20 protein-coding genes and 3 tRNA genes are annotated in these 20374 nt (G+C 68.4%); 13 read left to right on the top strand and 10 right to left on the bottom strand.

The window, feature by feature from the left end:
- The 4 genes from CON77_RS12820 to infA all read left to right on the top strand — a co-directional run.
- A partial coding sequence (locus CON77_RS12820; RefSeq protein WP_198552368.1) for an RsmD family RNA methyltransferase occupies positions 1–395 on the top strand: 395 nt, incomplete at its 5' end.
- Positions 392–895 (top strand): pantetheine-phosphate adenylyltransferase, encoded by a 504-nt coding sequence (coaD, locus tag CON77_RS12815; RefSeq protein ID WP_101049731.1) that lies wholly within the window; start codon positions 392–394, stop codon positions 893–895. The genes CON77_RS12820 and coaD, both read left to right, overlap by 4 nt.
- Before the next feature lie 13 nt (positions 896–908).
- Positions 909–1163: a YfhL family 4Fe-4S dicluster ferredoxin gene (locus CON77_RS12810; protein ID WP_101049729.1), complete on the top strand. Its 255-nt coding sequence runs from the start codon at positions 909–911 to the stop codon at positions 1161–1163.
- A 269-nt stretch (positions 1164–1432) separates the two neighbouring features.
- On the top strand, positions 1433–1699 hold the full coding sequence (infA, locus tag CON77_RS12805) for a translation initiation factor IF-1 (protein ID WP_101049727.1): 267 nt from the start codon (positions 1433–1435) through the stop codon (positions 1697–1699).
- A gap of 64 nt (positions 1700–1763) precedes the next feature.
- On the opposite strand, the gene pth is transcribed toward infA, so the two are convergent.
- The 7 genes from pth to CON77_RS12770 all read right to left on the bottom strand — a co-directional run bounded on the left by pth (position 1764) and on the right by CON77_RS12770 (position 7586).
- The gene (gene pth / locus CON77_RS12800; protein ID WP_101049725.1) at positions 1764–2378 is read right to left on the bottom strand and encodes an aminoacyl-tRNA hydrolase; all 615 of its coding nucleotides are present in this window, start codon (positions 2376–2378) and stop codon (positions 1764–1766) included.
- Positions 2379–2522: 144 nt separating this feature from the next.
- Complete coding sequence (locus tag CON77_RS12795) at positions 2523–3140, bottom strand: 50S ribosomal protein L25/general stress protein Ctc (protein WP_101049723.1); 618 nt, start codon at positions 3138–3140, stop codon at positions 2523–2525.
- An 88-nt stretch (positions 3141–3228) separates the two neighbouring features.
- Positions 3229–4200 carry a ribose-phosphate pyrophosphokinase gene (locus CON77_RS12790; RefSeq protein WP_101049721.1) on the bottom strand — a complete coding sequence of 324 codons (972 nt, stop codon included), beginning with the start codon at positions 4198–4200 and terminating at the stop codon, positions 3229–3231.
- Positions 4201–4282: 82 nt separating this feature from the next.
- A tRNA-Gln gene (locus tag CON77_RS12785) sits at positions 4283–4359 on the bottom strand.
- Between the two features lie 79 nt (positions 4360–4438).
- Positions 4439–5293 carry a 4-(cytidine 5'-diphospho)-2-C-methyl-D-erythritol kinase gene (gene ispE, locus CON77_RS12780; protein ID WP_101049735.1) on the bottom strand — a complete coding sequence of 285 codons (855 nt, stop codon included), beginning with the start codon at positions 5291–5293 and terminating at the stop codon, positions 4439–4441.
- A gap of 11 nt (positions 5294–5304) precedes the next feature.
- Positions 5305–5814 (bottom strand): lipoprotein insertase outer membrane protein LolB, encoded by a 510-nt coding sequence (locus CON77_RS12775; RefSeq protein ID WP_101049719.1) that lies wholly within the window; start codon positions 5812–5814, stop codon positions 5305–5307.
- Positions 5811–7586 carry a tetratricopeptide repeat protein gene (locus CON77_RS12770; RefSeq protein ID WP_101049717.1) on the bottom strand — a complete coding sequence of 592 codons (1776 nt, stop codon included), beginning with the start codon at positions 7584–7586 and terminating at the stop codon, positions 5811–5813. Before CON77_RS12770 ends, CON77_RS12775 begins: the two co-directional genes overlap by 4 nt.
- 46 nt (positions 7587–7632) lie before the next feature.
- Here CON77_RS12770 and mutM point away from each other — a divergent pair, with 46 nt between their 5' ends.
- From mutM to mutY, 3 genes are all read left to right on the top strand, one after another.
- On the top strand, positions 7633–8448 hold the full coding sequence (mutM, locus tag CON77_RS12765) for a bifunctional DNA-formamidopyrimidine glycosylase/DNA-(apurinic or apyrimidinic site) lyase (protein WP_101049715.1): 816 nt from the start codon (positions 7633–7635) through the stop codon (positions 8446–8448).
- A gap of 81 nt (positions 8449–8529) precedes the next feature.
- Complete coding sequence (locus CON77_RS12760; RefSeq protein WP_101049713.1) at positions 8530–10539, top strand: dynamin family protein; 2010 nt, start codon at positions 8530–8532, stop codon at positions 10537–10539.
- Positions 10529–11596: an A/G-specific adenine glycosylase gene (gene mutY / locus CON77_RS12755; RefSeq protein ID WP_101049711.1), complete on the top strand. Its 1068-nt coding sequence runs from the start codon at positions 10529–10531 to the stop codon at positions 11594–11596. The genes CON77_RS12760 and mutY overlap by 11 nt, the downstream gene beginning before the upstream one ends.
- A 4-nt stretch (positions 11597–11600) precedes the next feature.
- Here mutY and rapZ read toward each other — a convergent pair whose 3' ends face one another.
- Genes rapZ through CON77_RS12740 form a run of 3 tightly spaced genes read right to left on the bottom strand, consistent with a single transcriptional unit; the run spans position 11601 to position 15054 of the window.
- On the bottom strand, positions 11601–12488 hold the full coding sequence (rapZ, locus tag CON77_RS12750; RefSeq protein WP_101049709.1) for an RNase adapter RapZ: 888 nt from the start codon (positions 12486–12488) through the stop codon (positions 11601–11603).
- Positions 12485–14134 (bottom strand): DNA repair protein RecN, encoded by a 1650-nt coding sequence (gene recN, locus CON77_RS12745; protein ID WP_101049707.1) that lies wholly within the window; start codon positions 14132–14134, stop codon positions 12485–12487. Before recN ends, rapZ begins: the two co-directional genes overlap by 4 nt.
- Entirely contained in the window at positions 14131–15054 is a 924-nt protein-coding gene (locus tag CON77_RS12740) for an NAD kinase (protein WP_101049704.1), read from the bottom strand. Before CON77_RS12740 ends, recN begins: the two co-directional genes overlap by 4 nt.
- 36 nt (positions 15055–15090) lie before the next feature.
- On the opposite strand from CON77_RS12740, the gene hrcA reads away from it, so the two are divergent.
- From hrcA to CON77_RS12710, 6 genes are all read left to right on the top strand, one after another.
- Complete coding sequence (gene hrcA, locus CON77_RS12735) at positions 15091–16095, top strand: heat-inducible transcriptional repressor HrcA (protein WP_101049702.1); 1005 nt, start codon at positions 15091–15093, stop codon at positions 16093–16095.
- Positions 16092–18017, top strand: a complete 1926-nt coding sequence (locus CON77_RS12730) for a sensor domain-containing diguanylate cyclase (protein ID WP_101049700.1) — start codon at positions 16092–16094, stop codon at positions 18015–18017. Before hrcA ends, CON77_RS12730 begins: the two co-directional genes overlap by 4 nt.
- Positions 18018–18052: 35 nt before the next feature.
- Positions 18053–18129: transfer RNA gene (locus CON77_RS12725), tRNA-Ile, on the top strand.
- A 177-nt stretch (positions 18130–18306) separates the two neighbouring features.
- Positions 18307–18383: transfer RNA gene (locus tag CON77_RS12720), tRNA-Arg, on the top strand.
- Between the two features lie 132 nt (positions 18384–18515).
- Positions 18516–19847 carry a guanine deaminase gene (gene guaD / locus CON77_RS12715; protein ID WP_101049698.1) on the top strand — a complete coding sequence of 444 codons (1332 nt, stop codon included), beginning with the start codon at positions 18516–18518 and terminating at the stop codon, positions 19845–19847.
- Positions 19848–20072: 225 nt separating this feature from the next.
- A partial coding sequence (locus tag CON77_RS12710; RefSeq protein ID WP_198552367.1) for a TolC family protein occupies positions 20073–20374 on the top strand: 302 nt, incomplete at its 3' end.

Below are 20374 nucleotides of genomic sequence, written 5' to 3'. Positions count from 1 at the left end.
TGCTGGAGTTGGACGCGGGGCTGGCGGCCAGCCTCCGGGGCCACGCCGAGCGCCTGCGCGCCACCCAGGTGCGGGTGCAGACTGGCGACGCCCTGGCCGGCCTGCGCAGCGCGCCGCCGGGCGTTTGGGACATTGTGTTCCTCGACCCACCGTTTGGTGACGTGGCCAGCGGTGGCAACGAAACCCTGTTTCGCCAGGCACTGGCGGCGGCCTTGCCCTTGCTCAACGCCCAGGGCTGGGTCTACCTGGAGGCTCCGCGGGCCTGGAGCGACGAAGAACTCCAGGTCCTGGGGCTGCGCTGCCACCGGCACGGCAAAGCCGGCACGGTGCATTACCACCTGTTGACCCGTGCCGCGCCTCTGACCATGGCCAACGGCGATAATCCCCCGCCATGAGTTCCAGCACCTCCACGCCGCGCACCGCCGTCTACAGCGGCACCTTCGACCCCATCACCCTGGGTCACGAAGACGTGATCCGCCGTGCCGCCGGCCTGTTCGACGAACTGATCGTGGCGGTGGCGGTGGCCCACCACAAGAAAACCCAGTTCGGCCTGGACCTGCGCATGGCCCTGGTGGCCGACAGCCTGCGCGATTGTCCCCAGGTGCGGGTGCTGCCCTTCGAGGGCTTGATGATGGACTTCTGCCGCCAGCACCACGCCTGTGCCGTGGTGCGTGGTATCCGCAACGTGGCCGACTTCGATTACGAGGCGCAGATGGCCGCCATGAACCGCAAGCTCTTGCCCACGGTGGAAACGGTGTTTTTGTTGCCCCAGGCGCAACTTCAATGCATTTCCAGTACGCTGGTGCGTGAAATCTCCAAGCTCGGTGGCGACGTGTCGCAGATGGTCAGCCCGGGGGTGGCCGCGCAACTCGCCGCCGGCGCGGTGCTGCGTTGAACGAGGACACGCCATGGCCCTGATGATCACCGACGAATGCATCAACTGCGACGTCTGCGAGCCCGAATGCCCGAACCAGGCCATCTCCATGGGGCCGGAGTTCTACGTCATCGACCCGGCCCGTTGCACCGAATGCGTGGGGCATTTCGACGAGCCGCAGTGCGTCCAGGTGTGCCCGGTGGAGTGCATCCCGGTGAATCCCGCGCACGTCGAGGGTCAGGAAAGTCTCTGGCAGAAGTACCGGCGCCTGCAAGGCCAGGCCGGCTGAAGCCCGCGAACCCGTAAAAAACGCCTGCAGGGCCGAGGCCGTCGCAGTACAATCGTAGGCTTGACGCCGAAGGCTTGCCTCGGCGCAACAGCAGTTCGATGGGCTCGGGGTCTGTGCGCCAGACCGACCGGCCTACCCATGGCGCCGGTGCCCGGCCCTCCTGGTTGACCTCCTTCTGTGGCGAGCCCAAGTGTGCACCGCTTGATGGCTGGGGATGGCCGATCGTGCCGCTGTCGCACGCCCCTATACAACCCTCTCAGGAGTTCCAGATGGCCAAAGAAGATCTCATTGAAATGCAAGGCAAGGTCGACGAGGTGTTGCCCGATTCCCGCTTCCGCGTGACGCTGGACAACGGTCACACCCTGATCGCCTATTCCGGTGGCAAGATGCGCAAGCACCACATCCGCATCCTGGCGGGCGACAAGGTGTCGCTGGAGTTGTCGCCCTACGACCTGACCAAGGGTCGCATCACCTTCCGTCACATCGAAACCCGTGCGGGCAGCCCCGCGCCCGCGCCGCGTCGCGGCCCCCGCTGATCCCAGCATCGGCCCTGGGGCGTCTTTGCGTGGTACCTGCCCCGCTCGGGCGGGGCAGGGGCGTTCAGTTGTTCGCCTCGCTGGGTTTGGGCGGCTTCGGCCGGGGTGGTTTGCTGGTGTGCAGCAAGGCTGTGGCCTTGTCCATGCGGTCTTCCAGCAGATCGGGCAGGGCGCGGACGGCGCGTTCGAGGGCCCGTGACAGGGCTTCGCGCTGGTCTGGTGCGGGCTTTTTCAGCACCCAGTTGGCCACTTCCGATTTGTCGCCCGGGTGGCCAATGCCGATGCGCAGCCGCCAGTAGTCGCTGCTGCCCAGTTGCGCGTGGATGTCGCGCAGACCATTGTGGCCGGCGTGGCCGCCGCCTTTTTTCAGCTTCAGCTCGCCCGGGGGCAGGTCGAGTTCGTCGTGGGCCACCAGAATCTCATCCGGCGCAATCTTGAAAAACCGCGCCAGTGCCGCCACCGCTTGCCCCGAGCGGTTCATGTAGGTCATGGGCTCCAGCAGCCACAGCGGCCGACCGCCGACGGTGGTGCGGGCCACGTTGCCAAAGTAGCCCCGTTCGGGCTGCAACTGGGTTTTCAGCTCGCGCGCGATGGCATCGACCCACCAGAAGCCGGCGTTGTGTCGGGTGTCTTCGTACTCGGGCCCGGGGTTGCCCAGGCCCACCAGCAGTTTGATCATGCGTGTGCTTTCGGGGATGCAGTGCCCATTGTGTCGCCCAGGGCTGGGGGTGTTGGGGCTGTGCCCATGAAAAAGGCCCGCAGAGCGGGCCTTGGGACGCACCGGCCAGGCCCGACAAACGGGCTGGGCCGGCTGCGCGAAGCATCACTTTTTCTTCTTTTTCTTGTCGTCGGTGGTGGCCACGGGGGCGGCAATCACTTCTTCCACCGGGGCCACGATGGTGGCGATGGTGGGGTTCGGCTTGCCGTGGGTCACCAGCTTCACGCCGGCCGGCAGTTGCAGGTCGTTGGCGTGGATGGACTGGCCGGTGGTGGCGGCGCTCAGGTCCACGGCGATGAACTCGGGCAGTTGGATGGCCAGGCACTCGATTTCGATGTCGGTGACGACGTGGTTCACGACGCACTTGTCGTTCTTCACGGCCGGCGAGTTCTCAGCGCCCACGAAGTGCAGCGGCACTTTCTTGTGCAGGCGGGTCTTCTCGTCCACGCGCTGGAAGTCCACGTGCAGGACCAGCGGCTTGAAGGGGTGGTATTGCACGGCGCGCAGCAGCACCTTTTCGACCTGGCCGTTCAGCTCCATGTCGAGGACGGAGGCGTGGAACGACTCTTTCTGCAGCGCGTGGTACAGCGCGTTGTGGTCGAGTTCGATGGTGGCGGGATCGGTGTTGCCACCGAAAACGATGCCGGGGGTGCGGCCGGTGTTGCGCAGGCGGCGGCTCGCACCCGTGCCCTGCTTGGCGCGCTCAAAAGCGGTGAATTGCATGGTCTAACTCCAATGGGGGCTTTCCGCGACCAGAAGGCCCCTGTCTATAAAAGGCACCCCTGGGGGCGCCGGCTCATTGCCGCGGGGCTTATTCCGCGAACAAACTCATGACCGACTCACCGTTGGCGATGCGCGAGATGGTTTCGGCCATCAGCGGCGCCACGGAGAGCTGGCGGATCTTGGCGCAGGCCTGGGCGGCCTGACTCAAGGGAATGGTGTTGGTCACGACCACTTCGTCGAGCGCGTCGCCCTTGGCGATGCGGTCGATGGCGGGGCCGGAGAAAATCGGGTGGGTGCAGTAGGCGTACACGCTCTTGGCGCCACGCTCCTTGAGTACTTCAGCGGCTTTGACCAGGGTGCCTGCGGTGTCGATCATGTCGTCCATGATCACGCAGTTGCGGCCTTCGATGTCACCGATCACGTGCATCACTTCGGACACGTTGGCCTTGGGGCGGCGCTTGTCGATGATGGCCATGTCGCAACCGAGCTGTTTGGCCAGGGCACGGGCGCGCACCACGCCACCCACGTCGGGCGACACGACCAGCAGGTCGGGGTAGTTCTTGGCGCGCAGATCGCCCAGCAGCACCGGGGACGCGTAGATGTTGTCCACCGGGATGTTGAAGAAGCCCTGGATCTGGTCGGCGTGCAGGTCCATGGTCAGCACGCGGTTGACGCCGACGGCTTCGAGCATGTTGGCGACCACACGGGCCGAAATCGGCACCCGGGTGGAGCGCGGGCGGCGGTCCTGGCGGGCGTAACCGAAATAGGGGATCACGGCCGAAATGCGGGCGGCGGAGGCGCGCTTCAAGGCATCGACCATGATGATGAGTTCCATCAGGTTCTCATTGGTCGGCGCGCAGGTGGACTGGATGATGAAAACGTCGCGGGCGCGCACGTTTTCGGTGATCTCGACCGTGACTTCGCCGTCGGAGAAGCGGCCCACGTCGGCGCCGCCGAGCGACATGCCCAGGTGCTGGGCGATGTCGGCGGCCAGAACCGGATTGGCGTTGCCGGTGAAGATCATGAAGTCCGGCGCTTGCGCGGAGGTAGATGTTTGCATGGCGACACCCGCTTCGTTTCTGGCTGGTACAAACAAGTTGCGGCCCGAAGGCCGCTGTATGTCTTGCTGAATGAAATTCATTTGGCAGGGGAGGAAGGACTCGAACCCTCGCATGCCGGAATCAAAATCCGGTGCCTTAACCAACTTGGCGACTCCCCTACACTGGTTCGCTGCTGACGCAGCGCACCGTATGCAGTGCTTGCTCATCTCGTTTGAGCAACGTCCGGTATTCTAACCGTTAACGCCACCCAATCAAAGGATGCTCAGGCAAATTCTTGCAAATTTTTGCGATCCATCCGGTGGGCAGGGTCGACAGGTCGACGGTCTGCTGCACCGGCGCGAAGATCGCGCTGCCTGAACCTGTCATCCGGCCATTGAGGCCTTGGATGTTCAGCCACTGCAGTCCGGTTTCAATGTCCGGGCACCAGTGGCTGGCCACAGGTTGCAGGTTGTTGCGACCCCATCCGAAGATTTGTTTCGCATCGTTTGCAACGAAGTCTTCGATTTTAGCGCGTTTTTCGTCGCGTTTCAAATCGGGGCTCTGAAAAATCTTCGGGGTGGGCACGCCGGTGGGCGGTTTGAGCACCAGAAAGTCGCCGCTGGGCAAGGGAATGGGCTGGAGTTGTTCGCCAATGCCTTCGACCCAGGCATGGTGCCCGCCCAGGAAAAAAGGCACGTCGGCCCCCAGTGCCATGCCCAGGGGCAGCAGCCGTTCCAGCGGCCAGTGCAGCCCCCACAGCCGGTTCAGGGCCAGCAGGGTGCTGGCCGCGTCGCTGGAGCCGCCGCCGAGTCCGGCCTCCATGGGAATGCGCTTGTCCAGGGCCACCGCCATACCGAGGGGGCTGCCGCTGGCCTGCTGCAGGGCGCGGGCGGCACGCACCACCAGGTCGTGTTCGGGCAGGGGCAGGGCGTCGCCGTTGAGGTCCTCGCGGCTGATCTGGCCGTCGCGGCGGCATTCGAAGTGCAGGGTGTCGGCCCAGTCGATGAGCATGAACACCGATTGCAGGAGGTGGTAGCCGTCGGGCCGCTGACCGACGACGTGCAGAAACAGGTTGAGTTTGGCGGGTGCTGGCACGTCCAGCAGGCGCTTCATGGGCGTGGCCATCACTGGAACACCAGGCGCAGTTGCACGGTGGGCGCCGGATGCAGCCGCTGGGCGCGCAGCCGGCCGTCGGCGTGTTGGCTCAGGTCGACTTCCCAGCCGGCGACCGGGGCGGGCTGGCCGCGCAGCCAGGCGAACAGGGGCGACAAGGGCAGGGGGGTGCCGGTGAGTTCGGTGGTCAAGGCTTGGGTGTCGGCGTAGGCGCGCCGTTCGTCACCGCGCTCGAGCCAGGCGCCTTGCGGTGACCAGCGTGCGGCCGCGACGGTCTGGCCCAGGGGGGACAGGAGGCGCAGTTCGCCCTGTTCGGCCGATCCGCTCAGTTCGAAGCCTGCGCTTAGGTGCTGCGCCGGCTCGCTCAGGATGTGCAGGGCCAGGCGACCGGACCAGGCGTTCTCGCCCGCGGGGGCGGTGGGCTTGGGGGGCAGGGCACAGCCGCTGAGGATGGCCGCGGCCCAGCACACCAGGGTGCGCCGGGTGGCCCAGGCCCGGTGCGTGCGAGGCGCCGGGGTCATGGGGTGACCTGCAGGCGTTGCAGGGTCTGGCGCAGGGTGGGGTTGTCGGGGTTGAGCCGCAAACCCTCGCGCCAGATGGCCAGGGCGGCTTCGTGTTGTCCGGCCGCCCAGTGGACTTCGCCCAGGTGGGCGGCAATTTCGGCGTCGGGGCGGCGTTGGTAGGCGTCGCGCAGGACGCGCAGGGCCTCGGCGTGGTGGCCCAGGCGGAATTCGACCCAGCCCAGGCTGTCGAGGATGAAGGGGTCGTTGGGGGCCGCTGCCAAGGCTTTCTGGATCAGGGCCTTGGCTTCAGGCAGGCGTTCGTTGCGGTCGGCCAGGGCGTAGCCCAGGGCATTGTAGGCGTGGTGGAAATCGGGCTGGCGCGCGATCAGGGCGCGCAACTGTGCCTCCATCTCGTCGTGCCGGCCGGTTTTTTCGGCGGCCATGGCCCGCTCGTAGGCGAGGTCGGCGTCGTCGGGAAAGCGGGCGGCGGCTTCGGTGTAGACCGCGTAGGCCAGGGTCGGCTGGCCCACGTCGCGTAGCAGTTGCGCTTCGGCCAGCCACTGGCGCCGCAGTTCCGCGTCGTTGCGCGCCGGGGGGTGGCGCAGCAGCGCGCGCGCGCGGTCGAGCTGGCCTTGCCGGGCGAGCACGGTGGCACGGCGCAGTTGCACGGCCAAGATGTCATCGCCCGGGTCGATCTGGTCCAGCCAGGCGTTGGCGGCGGCGTAGTCCTGCCGCTGTTCGGCCATCTGCGCGAGTTGCAGCAGGGCCTGGGTGCGGCCTGGGCGGTTGTCTTCGGCGGGCTGGGCCTGAGCCAGTTCCAGGTAGCGCTGCAAGGCCGCTTCGGCCGCCTGGGGGCGGTGCTGCAGCCCGTCCAGCAGGCCCTGGAGTAACCAGACCTCGGGCGGTGGCGGGGTGCTGCGCCGGAGGCGGTCGAGTTCCTGCGTGGCGTCGGCCCAACGGCGCTGGTCGAGCAGCAGGCGCACGAAGGTCAGGTGGAGGGGCAGCCGGGCGCGGCCGGAGGCTTCGGGTGGGGTTTGCAGAAAGGCCTGGAAGGCGGCGTGGGCCCCGGGCTGTTCGCGCTCGACCAGCTCCAGCGCCAGGGCCGCGCCGGTGGGGGAATGCGGTTGGCGCGCCAGGGCCTGTTGGGCCGAGCGCAAGGCTTCGCCGGGGGCGCCGTTGGCCAGTTGCAGGCGCCCCAGGGTGACCCAGGCCGCGGCGGCGGTGTGGGGGTCGGCCAGGGCCGGTTTCAGGGCTTCCTGCAGGGCTTTGAGGGTGGCGCTCTTGTCTTCGGTGCGGGCCACGGTTTGCGGGATGGCGGCGATCACGTCGTTGCGGCGATCAGCCGGGGCCAGGCGGATGAGGTGGCGCAGGGGCGTGCCGATGTCGGCCGGGCGGTTCAGGGCGAGCAGGATCTGCAGTTCGTAGCGGTGGGGCTCTTCCTGGTCGGGGTGGGCGCGGACCCAGTCGCGGACCGCGCTCAGGGCGGCGTTGCCGGCCCGGCTTTGCAGGGCAATTTCCACCGCGCGGCGGTACAGCTCGGGCCGCTGGGTGCGCTGGGCGGCGTCGTGCAGCAGGGAGAAGGCGGCGCCGGGGTCGTTCTCGCGCAGCTGCAGTTCGCCCAGCAACAATTGGTAGAACAGTTCCGCGTCCAGGTCGGATGAGGTGGGCGTATCGACTGTCGGTGGGGCTGGGCGGGGTGGGGTGTCGGTTTGCGCCCAGGCCGCGAACGGTGTGGTCAGGGTGCAGGCGATGGCAGCGGCCATCAGGGTCGTGAAGGGGGCCCGGGACATGCCTTCATGATAATGGATGGCCCGTGCCCCCACCGTGAGTTTGTGTATGCCCGAATTGCCTGAAGTTGAAGTCACCCGCCGCAGTTTCGCCGACCGGATTGCCGGGGCGCGGGTGCTGGGGGCGTGGCTGGGCAAACCGCTGCGCTGGCCGTTGGGCGTGGACCCGGCGGCCCTGGCCGGGCGCACGGTGCGGGGGGTGCGGCGCCGTGGCAAATACCTGTTGCTGGACCTGAACGAGGGCCTGTTGTTGTTGCACTTGGGCATGTCGGGCAGTTTGCAGTTCGCGCTGGACCTGCCCGCGGCCGGGCCGCACGACCATTTTGAGTTGCGCACCGACCGCGGGGTGCTGCGCCTGCACGACCCGCGCCGTTTCGGGGCGGTGGTGCATGTCCGGGACGAGGCCGACCCGGTGGCCCGCAAGCTCTTGGGGCACCTGGGGGTGGAGCCGCTGACGGAAGCGTTCGACGCCGAGGCGTTCTACCAGGCCTTGCGCCAGCGCCAGGCCCCGATCAAGCAGGTCTTGTTGGCCGGGCAGCTGGTGGTGGGGGTGGGCAACATCTACGCGTCGGAGGCGCTGTTTCTGGCGGGCATACGGCCCACCGTGGTGGCCCAGCGCTTGAGCCGGCCCCGGGTGGCGCGGCTGCACGCCGCCATCCGCACGGTGCTGTCCCGGGCGCTGGAGGTGGGGGGCAGCACCTTGAAGGATTTCTCCAACGCCCAAGGGCAAACCGGTTACTTCCAGCTCGAAACTATGGTCTACGACCGCGCTGGGCAGCCTTGCCGCGTCTGTGCCAGCCCGGTGCGGCAACTGCGCCAGGGGCAGCGTTCCACGTTTTACTGCTCGGTGTGCCAGCGGCCTTGAGGGCTGGGCATGCCCGCGGCGGTGTCGATGCGCTATATTGGCCCGATCCAGACCCATGGCGGTGCATCCGCGGACCTTTCCATGTCATTCAACCAGGAATTCGACGAGCACAGCGCGTGGCGCCAGGCGCATGAAGCGAAGCTGGCCGCCCTGGCCGAATGGCTGCTGGCCCGCGACCTGCTGGACGCCGGCGTGCGCGAGCGGCTCGATCGCCTGCGCGAGCAGTTGCGCAGCGACAAGGTCATGGTGGCTTTCGTGGCCGAGTTTTCGCGCGGCAAGTCGGAGCTGATCAACGCGGTGTTTTTCGCCGGTTACGGCCGCCGCATCATGCCGGCCAGCGCCGGGCGCACCACCATGTGCCCGACCGAACTGGGTTACGACGCCGAAGTGCCGCCCTGCCTGCGGCTGCTGCCCATCGAAACGCGGCTGCAGCCGCAGTCGCTGCTTGAGTGGCGCAGCGCCCCCGACCAGTGGGAACGCATCGACCTGGATGTGAACGACCCGCAGCAGCTGGCCCGCGCCATCGAAAAGGTGGCCGAGGTGCGCCACGTGAGCCAGGACGAGGCCCGCGCCCTGGGGTTCTGGCACGACGACGCGCCCGAGGACAACCCGCTCCCAGGTCCCGACGGCTTGCTGGAAGTGCCGCGCTGGCGCCATGCGCTCATCAACATGGCGCACCCGCTGCTCAAGCAGGGCCTGGTCATTCTGGACACGCCGGGCTTGAACGCCATCGGTGCCGAGCCGGAGCTGACGGTGAGCCTGTTGCCGCAGGCGCACGCGGTGGTGTTCATCCTGGCGGCGGACGCGGGGGTGAGCAAGTCCGACCTGGCGATGTGGCGCGAACACCTGGCACCGGTCGCCGAGCGGCACGATTCGCGGCTGGTGGTGCTCAACAAAATCGACACGCTCTGGGACGAACTGAGCACACCCGCCTACATCGAGGCGCAGATCCAGCGCCAGCGCGAGGATTCGGCCCAGGTGTTGGGGCTGCAGCCGCAGCAGGTGATCGCGGTGTCGGCCCAAAAGGGCTTGCTGGCCAAGGTGCGCAACGACGCCGCCTTGCTGCGCGAAAGCCGTTTGTCCGACCTGGAGACCGCGCTGGCCGAAGACGTGCTGGGCCAGCGCCGCGCCATTCTGGAAGCGGGCGTGGTCGCTTCGCTGCAGACCCTGCGTGCCGAGGTGGGGCAGCAACTGCACGCCCGCACCCGTGAGCTGGTCGAGCAGGTGCAGGAACTCGAAGCCCTGCGCGGCAAGAACGGCACGGTGATCCGCCAGATGCGCCTGCGGATTGAGCAGGAGCAGGCGGAGTTCGACAGCAGCGGCGCCCGCATCCAGGCGGTGCGCTCGGTGCACCTCAAGCTGCTGAAAGAGGTGTTTGCCCTGCTGGGCAGCAACCACCTCAAGGCCGAGATGGCGCAGTTCGCCGCCGCGCTCAAGCAGCCCGGCATCAAGCTCGGGGTCAAGCGCGTCTACACCGAGGCCTTCGACCGCTTGCGCACGGGCCTGCGCCTGGCGCAACAGAAGGCCCAGGAGGTGCAGGACATGCTCGGGGGCACCTTCCGCGAACTGAACGCCGAGTTCGGTTTTGCGCTGCAGTTGCCCGACCGCATGTACCTGGAGCGTTTTGCCGACGAGCTGGACCTGATCGAGCGCAACCACCTACAGTACCTGGGTTTGACGAACGTGTTCCGCCTGGCCCAGCCGGAATTTGCCGACCGCCTGGCCAAGGCGGTGGTGTCGCGTCTGAAAACGGTGTATGAGTCCGCCTCGAACGAGGTGGAGCTGTGGAACAAATCGGCGGCGGCGCAACTCGACAGCCAGTTGCGCGAGCGGCGCAAGAACTTCGCCCGACGCATCGAGGCGGTGCACCGCATCCAGCAGGCCGCCGGCGGTTTGGACGAGCGCCTGGGCGAATTGCAGCAGCGCCTGCAGCAGCTGGAGGGCGAGCGCGACGCCTTCCTGGCGCTGACGGCGCAGGTCCCCGAGGCCGCTGCCGCTCAGGCGGTGCCGCTGGGTGCATCGTCAGACTGGCCCGGTGCCCCCAGTGTCGCAGCAGGGGCCGCTGCAGACGGCGTTGCCGATGCCTCCTGAGGCGGTGCGGGCGGGCTTCTTCCCGCAACTGGTGCGCTGGCAGGCGCAGCACGGACGCCACGGTTTGCCGTGGCAGGGCACGCGCGACCCCTACCGGGTGTGGTTGTCCGAAATCATGCTGCAGCAGACCCAGGTGAGCACCGTGCTGGCCTATTACCCGCGCTTCCTGGCGCGTTTTCCGGACGTGGCCAGCCTGGCCGCCGCGCCCCTGGACGATGTGCTGGCCCTGTGGAGCGGCCTGGGCTATTACAGCCGGGCGCGCCACCTGCACCGCTGCGCCCAGCAGGTGGTGGCCGAGTGGGGTGGCGCTTTCCCGCCGCGGTCGGCCGATTTGCAGACCCTCAGCGGCATCGGCCGTTCCACCGCCGCGGCCATCGCCTCCTTCTGTTTCGGTGAGCCGGTGTCCATCCTCGACGGCAATGTCAAGCGCGTGCTGACGCGTTTGCTGGCGTTCGACGGTGACCTGGCCGTGGCCGCCCAGGAAAAAGCCCTGTGGGCGTTGGCCCAGGCGCTGGTGCCGGACCAGCCAGAGCCGGCCGAGATGGCGCGCTACACCCAGGGGCTGATGGACCTGGGCGCCACGGTCTGCACCCGCAGCCAACCGCAATGCCTGCTCTGCCCCGCGCAGACCTTGTGTGCCGCGCGGGCGCAGGGCCGACCGACCGCGTTTCCGGTCAAGACCCGCAAGCTGCTGCGCCGCACCGAGGCCTGGTGGCTGCTGGTGTGGCGCCGGCCCGACGGTGCGGTCTGGTTGCAGCAACGACCGCAGACAGGTATCTGGTCGGGTCTGTTTGCCTTTCCGGTGTTGGCCGGGCGGGACGAACTGCTGGCGGCCGCGCAGACCGCGCCAGAGCGTGTCGTTGAACACCCTGTGCTGCGCCACAGCCTGACCCACCGCGAGCTGCTGCTGTACCCAGTGGAAGTGCCCTGGCGCGGCGTGGGCGAGCCACCGCTGGCCGGGGTGCTGCCCACGCGTTGGGTGAAGGGGCCGGAAGCATTGGACCTGGGTTTGCCCGCGCCCCTGCGCACGTGGCTGCTGGCACGCTGGGCGGCCTGAGGGTTCAGCTGCCCTGGTGCTTGAGGGCGTCCAGCTCGCGGTGGCGGTGTTGCACCGGCCAGTGGGGGGCAAAGCGCCGCGCCAATTGTTCCACCAGGTAGACCGAGCGGTGTTGCCCGCCGGTGCAGCCCACCGCCACAGTGGCGTAGCTGCGGTGGTCGGCCACCATGCGCGGCAGCCAGTGCTCCAGAAAACCGCTGATGTGCTCTTCCATGGCCTGCACCTCGGCTTCGGCCCGCAGGTAGGCGGCCACCGGCGCGTCCTGGCCGGTCAGCGGGCGCAGTTCGGGCTCGTAGTGCGGGTTGGGCAGCATGCGCACGTCGAAGACGAAGTCGGCGTCCATCGGGATGCCACGCTTGAACGCGAACGACTCGAACACCAGCGTCAGCGTGGCCGGGGCGCGGTGCAGCAGGGCCTTGACCTCGCTGCGCAGGTGCGAGGCCTTGAGCTGGCTGGTGTCCAGCACCAGCGCTTGCTCGCGCAGCGCGCTGAGCAACTCGCGCTCCTGCTCGATCGCGTCCACCAGCGCGCGGCGCTGGTCCAGCGTGTCTTTCAGCGACAGGGGGTGCAGGCGCCGCGTTTCGGAAAAGCGCCTCACCAGGGTTTCGGTGGTGGTGTCCAGAAACAGCGTGGTCAGCGGCTGGCCGCGCGCCTGAATCTGGCGCAGCCGTTGCGGCAGATCGGGCAGGGACTTGGCGCTGCGCACGTCCATGGCCACGGCCACGCGTTCGGCGCCGTGGGCCTGTTCCACCTCGATCAGGGCTTCCAGCAGCTCGGGCGGCAGGTTGTCCACGCAGTAAAAACCGGAGTCTTCCAGCGCGTGCAGCGCCACCGACTTGCCCGAACCCGACATGCCGGTGATGAGCACGAGCTGCATGGCCGGCGCGGTCATGGCTGCATCATCTCGCGCGCATGGGCCAGCGAGGTGTCGGAGAGCTTGTCGCCGCCCAGCATGCGGGCGAGTTCGCGCACCCGCTCGTCGTGGTCGATGGGTTGGACCGCGCTCGCGGTGCCTTCGGCGCCCTGGGTTTTGCTCACGCGCAGGTGCTGGTCGGCGCAGGCGGCCACCTGGGGCAGGTGGGTCACGGCCAACACCTGGCGGTCCTGGCCGAGCTGGCGCATGAGCCGGCCCACGGTGTGCGCCACCGCGCCGCCGATGCCGCTGTCCACCTCGTCAAAAATCAGGGTAGGGGCCGCGCCGAGTTGGCTGGTGGTGACCGAAATGGCCAGTGCGATGCGCGACAGTTCGCCGCCGGAGGCGACCTTGCCCACCGGGCGAGGGGTGCTGCCCGGGTGGCCGGCCACCAGGAATTCGACGTTTTCCAGGCCGTGCGCCTGGGGCTCGTCCAGCGGCAGCAGCCGCGCTTCGAAGCGCCCGCCGGCCATGCCCAGGCCTTGCATGGCCTCGGTGATGGCAGCCGACAGCCGCTGCGCCGCGGCCTGGCGCTGCCGGGTGACGGTGTGCGCGGCCTTGACCAGCGCCTGGTGGGCGCGGCGTTCGTCCTGTTGCAGGGCGTCCAGGTCGGTGTGACGGTCGAGTTCGGCCAGGGCTTGTTGCCATTGGGCCAGCCGCTGCGGCAGCTCGTCGGGCGCGCAGCGGTGCCGCCGGGCCAGCGATACCCACAGCCCCAGGCGCTGGTCCAGCGCTTCCAGGGCGGCCGGGTCCAGCTCGGTCTGGCTGGCGTGGTGTTGCAGGTCGTGGCAGGCGTCTTCGATCTGGGCCAGCGCGGCTTGCAGCGCGTCGGCCAGTTCGGCGTAGCGGGGCTCGATGTGCTGCTGCTCCTGCAGCGCCTGCAACGCGCGGTGCACCAGGGTGCTGGCGCTGGGCTCGGCGTCGTCCAGGGCGTGCAGGGCGGCTTGCGCGGCGTCGATCAGGCCCTGGGCGTGGGCCAGGCGGCCGTGCTGCAGGTTGAGTTCGTCCCACTCGCCGGGCTGGGGCGCGAGCTTGTCCAGCTCACCGATCTGCCACTGCAGCCGTTCGCGCTCGGTTTGCAGGGTGGCCTGTTGCTGGCGCGCCTGCTCCAGGGTGCGCAGGGCCTGGCGCCAGGCGTTCCACAGTGCCGCCAGTGGGCGGGTGTCGAGCTGGGCGTAGCGGTCCAGCAGCTCGCGCACCGCGTCGGGCCGGGTCAGGCTTTGCCAGGCGTGTTGGCCGTGGATGTCCACCAGCGCGTCGGCCAGCGCCTTGAGCTGACCGGCGGTGGCCGGACCCCCGTTGATCCAGGCGCGGCTGCGGCCCTGGGTGTCGATGCTGCGCTTGAGCAGCAGCGGCTCACCGGGGTCGGCGGCAAAGCCGTTGTCCTGCAGCCAGGCCAGGACCGCCGGGCGCGGCTCGAACTCGGCGCTGATCTCGCACCGCGCCGCGCCTTCGCGCACCACGCCGGCGTCGGCGCGGGCACCCAGCACCAGTTGCAGCGCATCGATCAGGATGGATTTGCCGGCCCCGGTTTCGCCGGTCAGCACGGTGAAGCCCGGGCGCAGGTCCAGGTCGAGTGCGCGCACGATGACGAAATCGCGCAACACCATGCGCTGCCAGCTCATGTCACCACCCCTTCGTTCCAGTGCAGTTTCTTGCGCAATGTGTCGAAATAGCTCCAGCCGACCGGGTGCAGCAGACACAACTCGTGCACCGAGCGGCGCACGGTGATGCGGTCGCCGTGCAGCAGGCTGGTGAAGGTCTGCATGTCGAAGTGGGCGCTGGCGTCGCGGCCGGCGACGATTTCCACCGCGATTTCGCCGGTGGCCGGCAGCACGATGGGGCGGTTGGACAGGGTGTGCGGCGCGATCGGCGCCATGATCCAGCCGTCGATGGCCGGGTGCAGCAGCGGCCCGCCGGCCGACAGCGCGTAGGCGGTGGAGCCGGTGGGCGAGGCGATGATCAGCCCGTCGGCGCGCTGGTTGGCCACAAAGTGGCCGTCCACCTCCACCCGCAGTTCCACCATGCCGGGCGAGACGCCGCGGTTGACCACCACGTCGTTCATGGCGATGGTCTCGAACACGTAGCGGCCGTCGCGCAGCACGCCGGCCTGCATCAGCGCGCGCCGGTCTTCCTCGTACTGGCCGCGCAAAATGGGTTGCAGGTGGGTTTCAAAGTCGAGGAAGGGGATGTCGGTGATGAAACCCAGCCGCCCCTGGTTGATGCCCACCAGCGGCACCTTGTGGCGCGCCAGTTGCCGCGCGATGCCGAGCATGGTGCCGTCGCCGCCCATGACCAGCGCCAAGTCGCATTCGCGGCCGATGCCGGCCACGTCGAGCACGTGGTAGTGCGTCAGGCCGGTGTTGTGCGCGGTGTCGTGCTCGATGGCCACCTCGCAGCCCTGGTCGTGCAGAAAGTGGGCGATGCGTTCCAGCGCGTCGCGCGACCCCACGGCGTGGTATTTGCCCACGATGGCCACGTGGCGGAAGCGGCTGCTGCCCGGGCGGGCGGGGGCGGACGGGGGCGGCGCGGGGGGCAAATTCATGCTCAAATTACAGCACAAGCTTTTTACAATGGGCCAATGTTAGACGACCGCTCCAAGCTGCTTTTGAAGACCTTGGTCGAGCGATACATCGCCGACGGTCAACCCGTCGGTTCGCGCACCCTGTCGCGCGCGGCCGGGCTGGACCTGTCGCCCGCCACCATCCGCAACGTGATGAGCGACCTGGAGGAGCTGGGCCTGATCGCCAGCCCCCACACCTCGGCCGGGCGCATCCCCACCGCGCGCGGTTACCGCCTGTTCGTGGACACCATGCTCACCGTGCGCCGCGACCAGCTGGCCACGCCCAGCAGCCTGGTCGCCGACCGGCCGCTGCAGGTCATCAACCAGGCGGCGCACATGTTGTCGAGCCTGTCGCAGTTCGTCGGCGTGGTCATGGCACCCAAGCGCTCGTCGGTGTTTCGGCACATCGAATTCCTCAGCCTGTCCGACCGGCGGGTGCTGGTCATTCTGGTCTCACCCGACGGCGAGGTGCAGAACCGCGTCATCCACACCCAGTCGGACTTTACCCAGACGCAGTTGCAGGAGGCGGCCAATTTCCTCAACGCCCACTACGCGGGCCTGACCATTGACGCGGTGCGCGAGCGCCTGAAAACCGAGGTCGATGCGCTGCGCGGCGAAATCGCGGCGCTCATGGTCAAGGCGGTGGAGGCCGGCTCCGAGGCCATGGCCGCCCAGGACGACGTGGTGGTGTCGGGCGAGCGCAACCTGCTGTCGGTGAGCGACTTCACCCACGACATGGGCCACCTGCGCAAGATGTTCGACCTGTTCGAGCAGAAGACCCAGCTCATGCGCCTGCTGGAGGTGTCGCACCAGGCCGAGGGCGTGCGCATCTTCATCGGCGGCGAAAGCCAGGTCGTGCCCTACGAAGAACTGTCGGTGGTCAGCGCACCTTATGAAGTGGATGGCCAGGTGGTGGGCACGCTGGGCGTGATCGGGCCGCAGCGCATGCCCTACGACCGGATGATCCAGATCGTCGACATCACCGCCAAACTGGTGAGCAACGCCCTGAGCCAGAACAAGTGAGCGCTGCTCCGCTGCCGCCCGACGAAGCCGAGCGCCTGGCGCTGCTGCACGCGTTGGCGCTGCTGGATTCCCCGCCCGAACCCGCCCTGGACCGCATCACCCGGCTCGCGGCGCGCTTGCTGAACGTGCCGATCGCCCTGGTCTCGCTGATTGACCGGGACCGGCAGTGGTTCAAGTCGCGCGTGGGGCTGGACGCGACCGAAACCCCGCGCGACCAGGCCTTCTGTGCCCACGCCATTTTGCAGACCGCGCCGCTGGTGGTGGGCGACGCGACCCAGGACCCGCGTTTTCTGGACAACCCCTTGGTGACCGATGCGCCCGGCATCCGCTTTTACGCGGGCGTGCCCATCCGCACCAGCGGCGGGGTGGCGCTGGGCACCTTGTGCGCCATCGACGACAAGCCGCGCCGCCCCGGCCCCGACGACATCCAGGCTCTGCAGGACCTGGCCGACCTGGTCAGCAAGGAGGTGCAGCTGCGCGAAACCCTGGCGCTGGCCCGCGACCAGCTGGACCGTTCCCAGGCGGTGCTGCTGGCCAGCGAGGCCCGTTACCGCAGCATGTTCGAGCTGGCCGCCGTCGGCATCGCCCTGGTGGCGCCGGACGGCGGCTGGATCAGCGCCAACGGCGCCTTGTGCCAGATGCTGGGCCGCAGCGCCGATGCGGTGCGCCAGGCCACCCTGCGTGCCCTGACCCACCCCGACGACGTGGCACAGGAAGAACCCCTGCTGGAGGCGTTGCAACGGCGCGAGGCCGACCACTACCAACTGGAAAAACGCTACCTGCGGCCCGACGGCGAGCCGGTGTGGGTGCAGCAGAACGTGACCCAGAAGTTCAACGCTGCCGGGCAGTTGGAGTACTACGTCGTCATCGTCAAGGACATTGGGGCCCGCAAATGCGCCGAGGCCGCGCTGGCCGCGGCCATGCAGGACCTGGAGGTGCGGGTGGCCCAGCGCACCCAGGAGTTGCAGCGGGCCAACGCGCAACTGCAGGCGGCGGTGGAGCAGCAGACCCTGTCGGCGCGCGACCTGCGCCGCCGCGAGGCCGAACTGGCCGCGGTGCTGGAGCACGCCAACGACGCCTACGTGGGCATGGACGAGGACGGCCGCGTCACCGCCTGGAATCTGCAGGCCAGCGCGATTTTTGGCTGGTCCGCGGCCCAGGCCATCGGCCAGCCGCTGTCCCAGTTGATCGTGCCGCCCGCGCTGCGCGAGGCGCACCTGGCCGGCCTGCAACGCTACCTGCGCACCGGGCGCTCCAAAATGATGGACCAGCGCCTGGAACTGCCCGCCGTGCGCCAGGACGGCAGCGAGCTGACGCTGGAACTCCGCATCCGCGCGCTGGAGGTGGACGGGCAGCACCTGTTCAGCGCCTTCATGCACGACATTTCCGAGCGCAAGCGCGAGGAAGAGCGGCGCCTGCGCGAGGCCCGCATCGACCCGTTGACGGGTCTGTTCAACCGCCGCGCCCTGGAAGAAATGCTGCCCCAGGCGCTGGCCCGCGCCGACCGCGAAGACAAGCCACTGGCGCTGCTGTTCATCGACCTGGACGGCTTCAAAGCCGTGAACGACACCCTGGGCCACGACGCCGGCGATGTCGTGCTGCGCGAAGTGGCGACCCGCCTGCGCGCCCAGGTGCGCCAGAGCGACAGCGTGGTGCGCCTGGCCGGCGACGAGTTCACCGTGGTGCTGGAGCAACTCAACGGGGGCTTGGCGGCGGCCCGCCAGGTGGCGCAGAAGCTGTTGGCGCAGCTGGAGCGCCCGGTCCTGGTGTCGGGCGCGCTGGCGCAGGTGGGGGCCAGCGTCGGCGTGGCCATGTATTTGCCCGGCAGCGGCGAGTCGCCCCAGGGCCTGGTCAAGACCGCCGACGCCTGGATGTACCAGGCCAAACGGGCCGGCAAAGGCCGCATCCTGCCCGACGGCTGAGCGGCAGGGCTCTGCTAAACTGCCCGGCTTGGTTCGGGGCGTTAGCTCAGTTGGTCAGAGCAGAGGACTCATAATCCTTTGGTCGTTGGTTCAAGTCCAACACGCCCTACCAAATCCTGGATTCAGATCCGATGGCGTGATTTTTTGGGGGTCTTCAAAAAATCCGATTTTTTCGGATTACAATTCAAGGCTGTTTCGGTGATGCCAGTAGGCCACAATGTCTTAAAACATCATCGAAATTAAGTTGGAAGTAGGCATATAAATCGTGTTACACTTCTAGCTTCAGCAAGCGGCTGTAGCTCAGTTGGATAGAGTACTTGGCTACGAACCAAGGGGTCGTGGGTTCGAATCCTGCCAGCCGCACCAAATCTGTAAAGCCTCGCAATCTCACGGTTGCGAGGCTTTTTCAGTTTGTGGCCCACCCCCGGAGGACGGGCGCATGAGCACCATGCGCCGGGCCGTATGGGTCCTGCGCCGGCAGGCGTTAAGCTCGCGCCCATGCAAGCCCACCGCGCCGCCATCCTCTGGTTCGACCCCCGTGCCGATGCCCCCGCCCCCTGTTACGAGGCCGATGGCCTGCTGCTGCTGGCCCCGGACCCGCAGGGCGTGCAACGGGTGCAGGCGGTGGGGGCTTACCGCGAGTTGCGTGCCCAATACCCCGATGTGCCGGTGCAGCACCACCCCGGACGCCTGATCGCTCCGGGGTTCGTGGATCTGCACATCCACTACCCGCAGACCGACGTGATCGGTTCGCCCGCCGAGGGCCTCCTGCCCTGGCTGGAGCACTACACCTTTCCGCACGAGTCGCGCTTCGCCGACCCGGCCTACGCCGGCGAGGTGGCCGAATTTTTCCTCGACGAACTGCGGCGCCAGGGCGTGACCACGGCCCTGACCTTTGCCACCTCGCACCCGGGGTCGGTGGACGCGCTCATGGAGCGGGCCTGGGCGCGTGGCTTGCGCCTGGTGGCGGGCAAGGTGTTGCAGGACCGCCATTCCCCCGACGGCGTGCGCGACCAGACCGCGCAAAGCCTGGTGGACACCGAAACGCTGATCGGGCGCTGGCACGGCCGGGGGCGGCTGGGCTACGCCATCACCCCGCGCTTTGCGCCCAGCTGCTCCGACGCCCAGATGCGCGGGGCCGGCGAGCTGGCGGCGCGCCACCCCGACGTGTGGGTGCAGTCGCACGTGGCCGAAAACCTGGACGAGGTGCGCTGGGTGCGCGAGTTGTACCCGCAGGCGCGCAGCTACCTGGGCGTATACGCCGATTTCGGCCTGCTGCGCGAGCGCGCGCTGTACGCCCACTGCATCCATCTGGACGACACCGACCGCGCCCTGCTGCGCGACACCGGTGCGGCCGCCGCGGTGAGCCCCACCAGCAACCTGTTCCTGGGCAGCGGGTTTTTCGACCACGCCAGCGCCGACCGGGTGGGTTTCCGCTACGGGCTGGCCAGCGACGTGGGCGGGGGCACCAGCTTCAGCCCCTTCCACACCATGCTGGCGGCCTACTATGTGGGGCGCGCGTCGGTCACCGGCTCGGGCAGCGCCAAAACCGGCCAGAGCCTGGCGCCCAGCCACCTGTGGTGGCAGCACACCGCCGGCGCGGCGCGGGCCATGGGCCTGGATGGCGTGGTGGGCAGCCTGGCGCCCGGCAGCGAGGCCGATTGGCTGCTGCTCAACCCGCAGGCCACGCCCTTGCTGGCCCGGCGCGTGGCCCAGGCCCAGCACCTGGAGGAGTTGCTGTTCGCCTATATCGTGCTGGGCGACGACCGGGCGGTGGAACGGGTGTCGGTGGCCGGGGCCGCGACCGATGGGGTGTTGCACGGGGGCTGAGGGACGGGCTTTACCGCAGCTTTACCCCTGTGTCGCGGGAACGAAAAGCGCTTGCGACACACTATGCCTTTGGCAGCTGGCCAAACACCTGCACTGCACCACAAGGGCCCCATGCGTTCTCCTTCGTTTTCTTTTCCTGCTCGCCACGTGTTGGGGTGGCGGCCTCTGGCCGCCGCGCTGCTGGCCGCCGGTCTCACTGCCTGCGCCAGCCCATGGGGCGGCCCGATGGCGGAGCCACCCGCAGCCGGGGTGTCGGTGCCCAAGGCCTGGAGCCTGGCGCCTGCGGGCACCGCGGCCCAGGCCGATGCCGCCACCGCGGACTGGTGGACCCAGTTCAACGACCCCCAGCTCAGTGCCTGGGTGACCCAGGCACTGCGCGCCAACACCACGGTGCGCAGCGCCCAGGCCGCCTTGCAGCAGGCCCGCGCCCAGCGCGACGTGACGGCGGCCGGTCGGCTTCCCAGCGTGGGGGTGTCGGCGTCGGCCCAGCGCAGCCAGGTGGCCGACCAGACGCCCGGCAACACCTT

It is taken from the genome of Macromonas nakdongensis (assembly GCF_002837145.1).
In the GTDB taxonomy this organism is placed as follows: domain Bacteria; phylum Pseudomonadota; class Gammaproteobacteria; order Burkholderiales; family Burkholderiaceae_C; genus Macromonas_B; species Macromonas_B nakdongensis.
The sequence above is the reverse complement of the archived record's forward strand: the minus strand, read 5'-3'. Positions and strand labels throughout refer to the sequence as shown.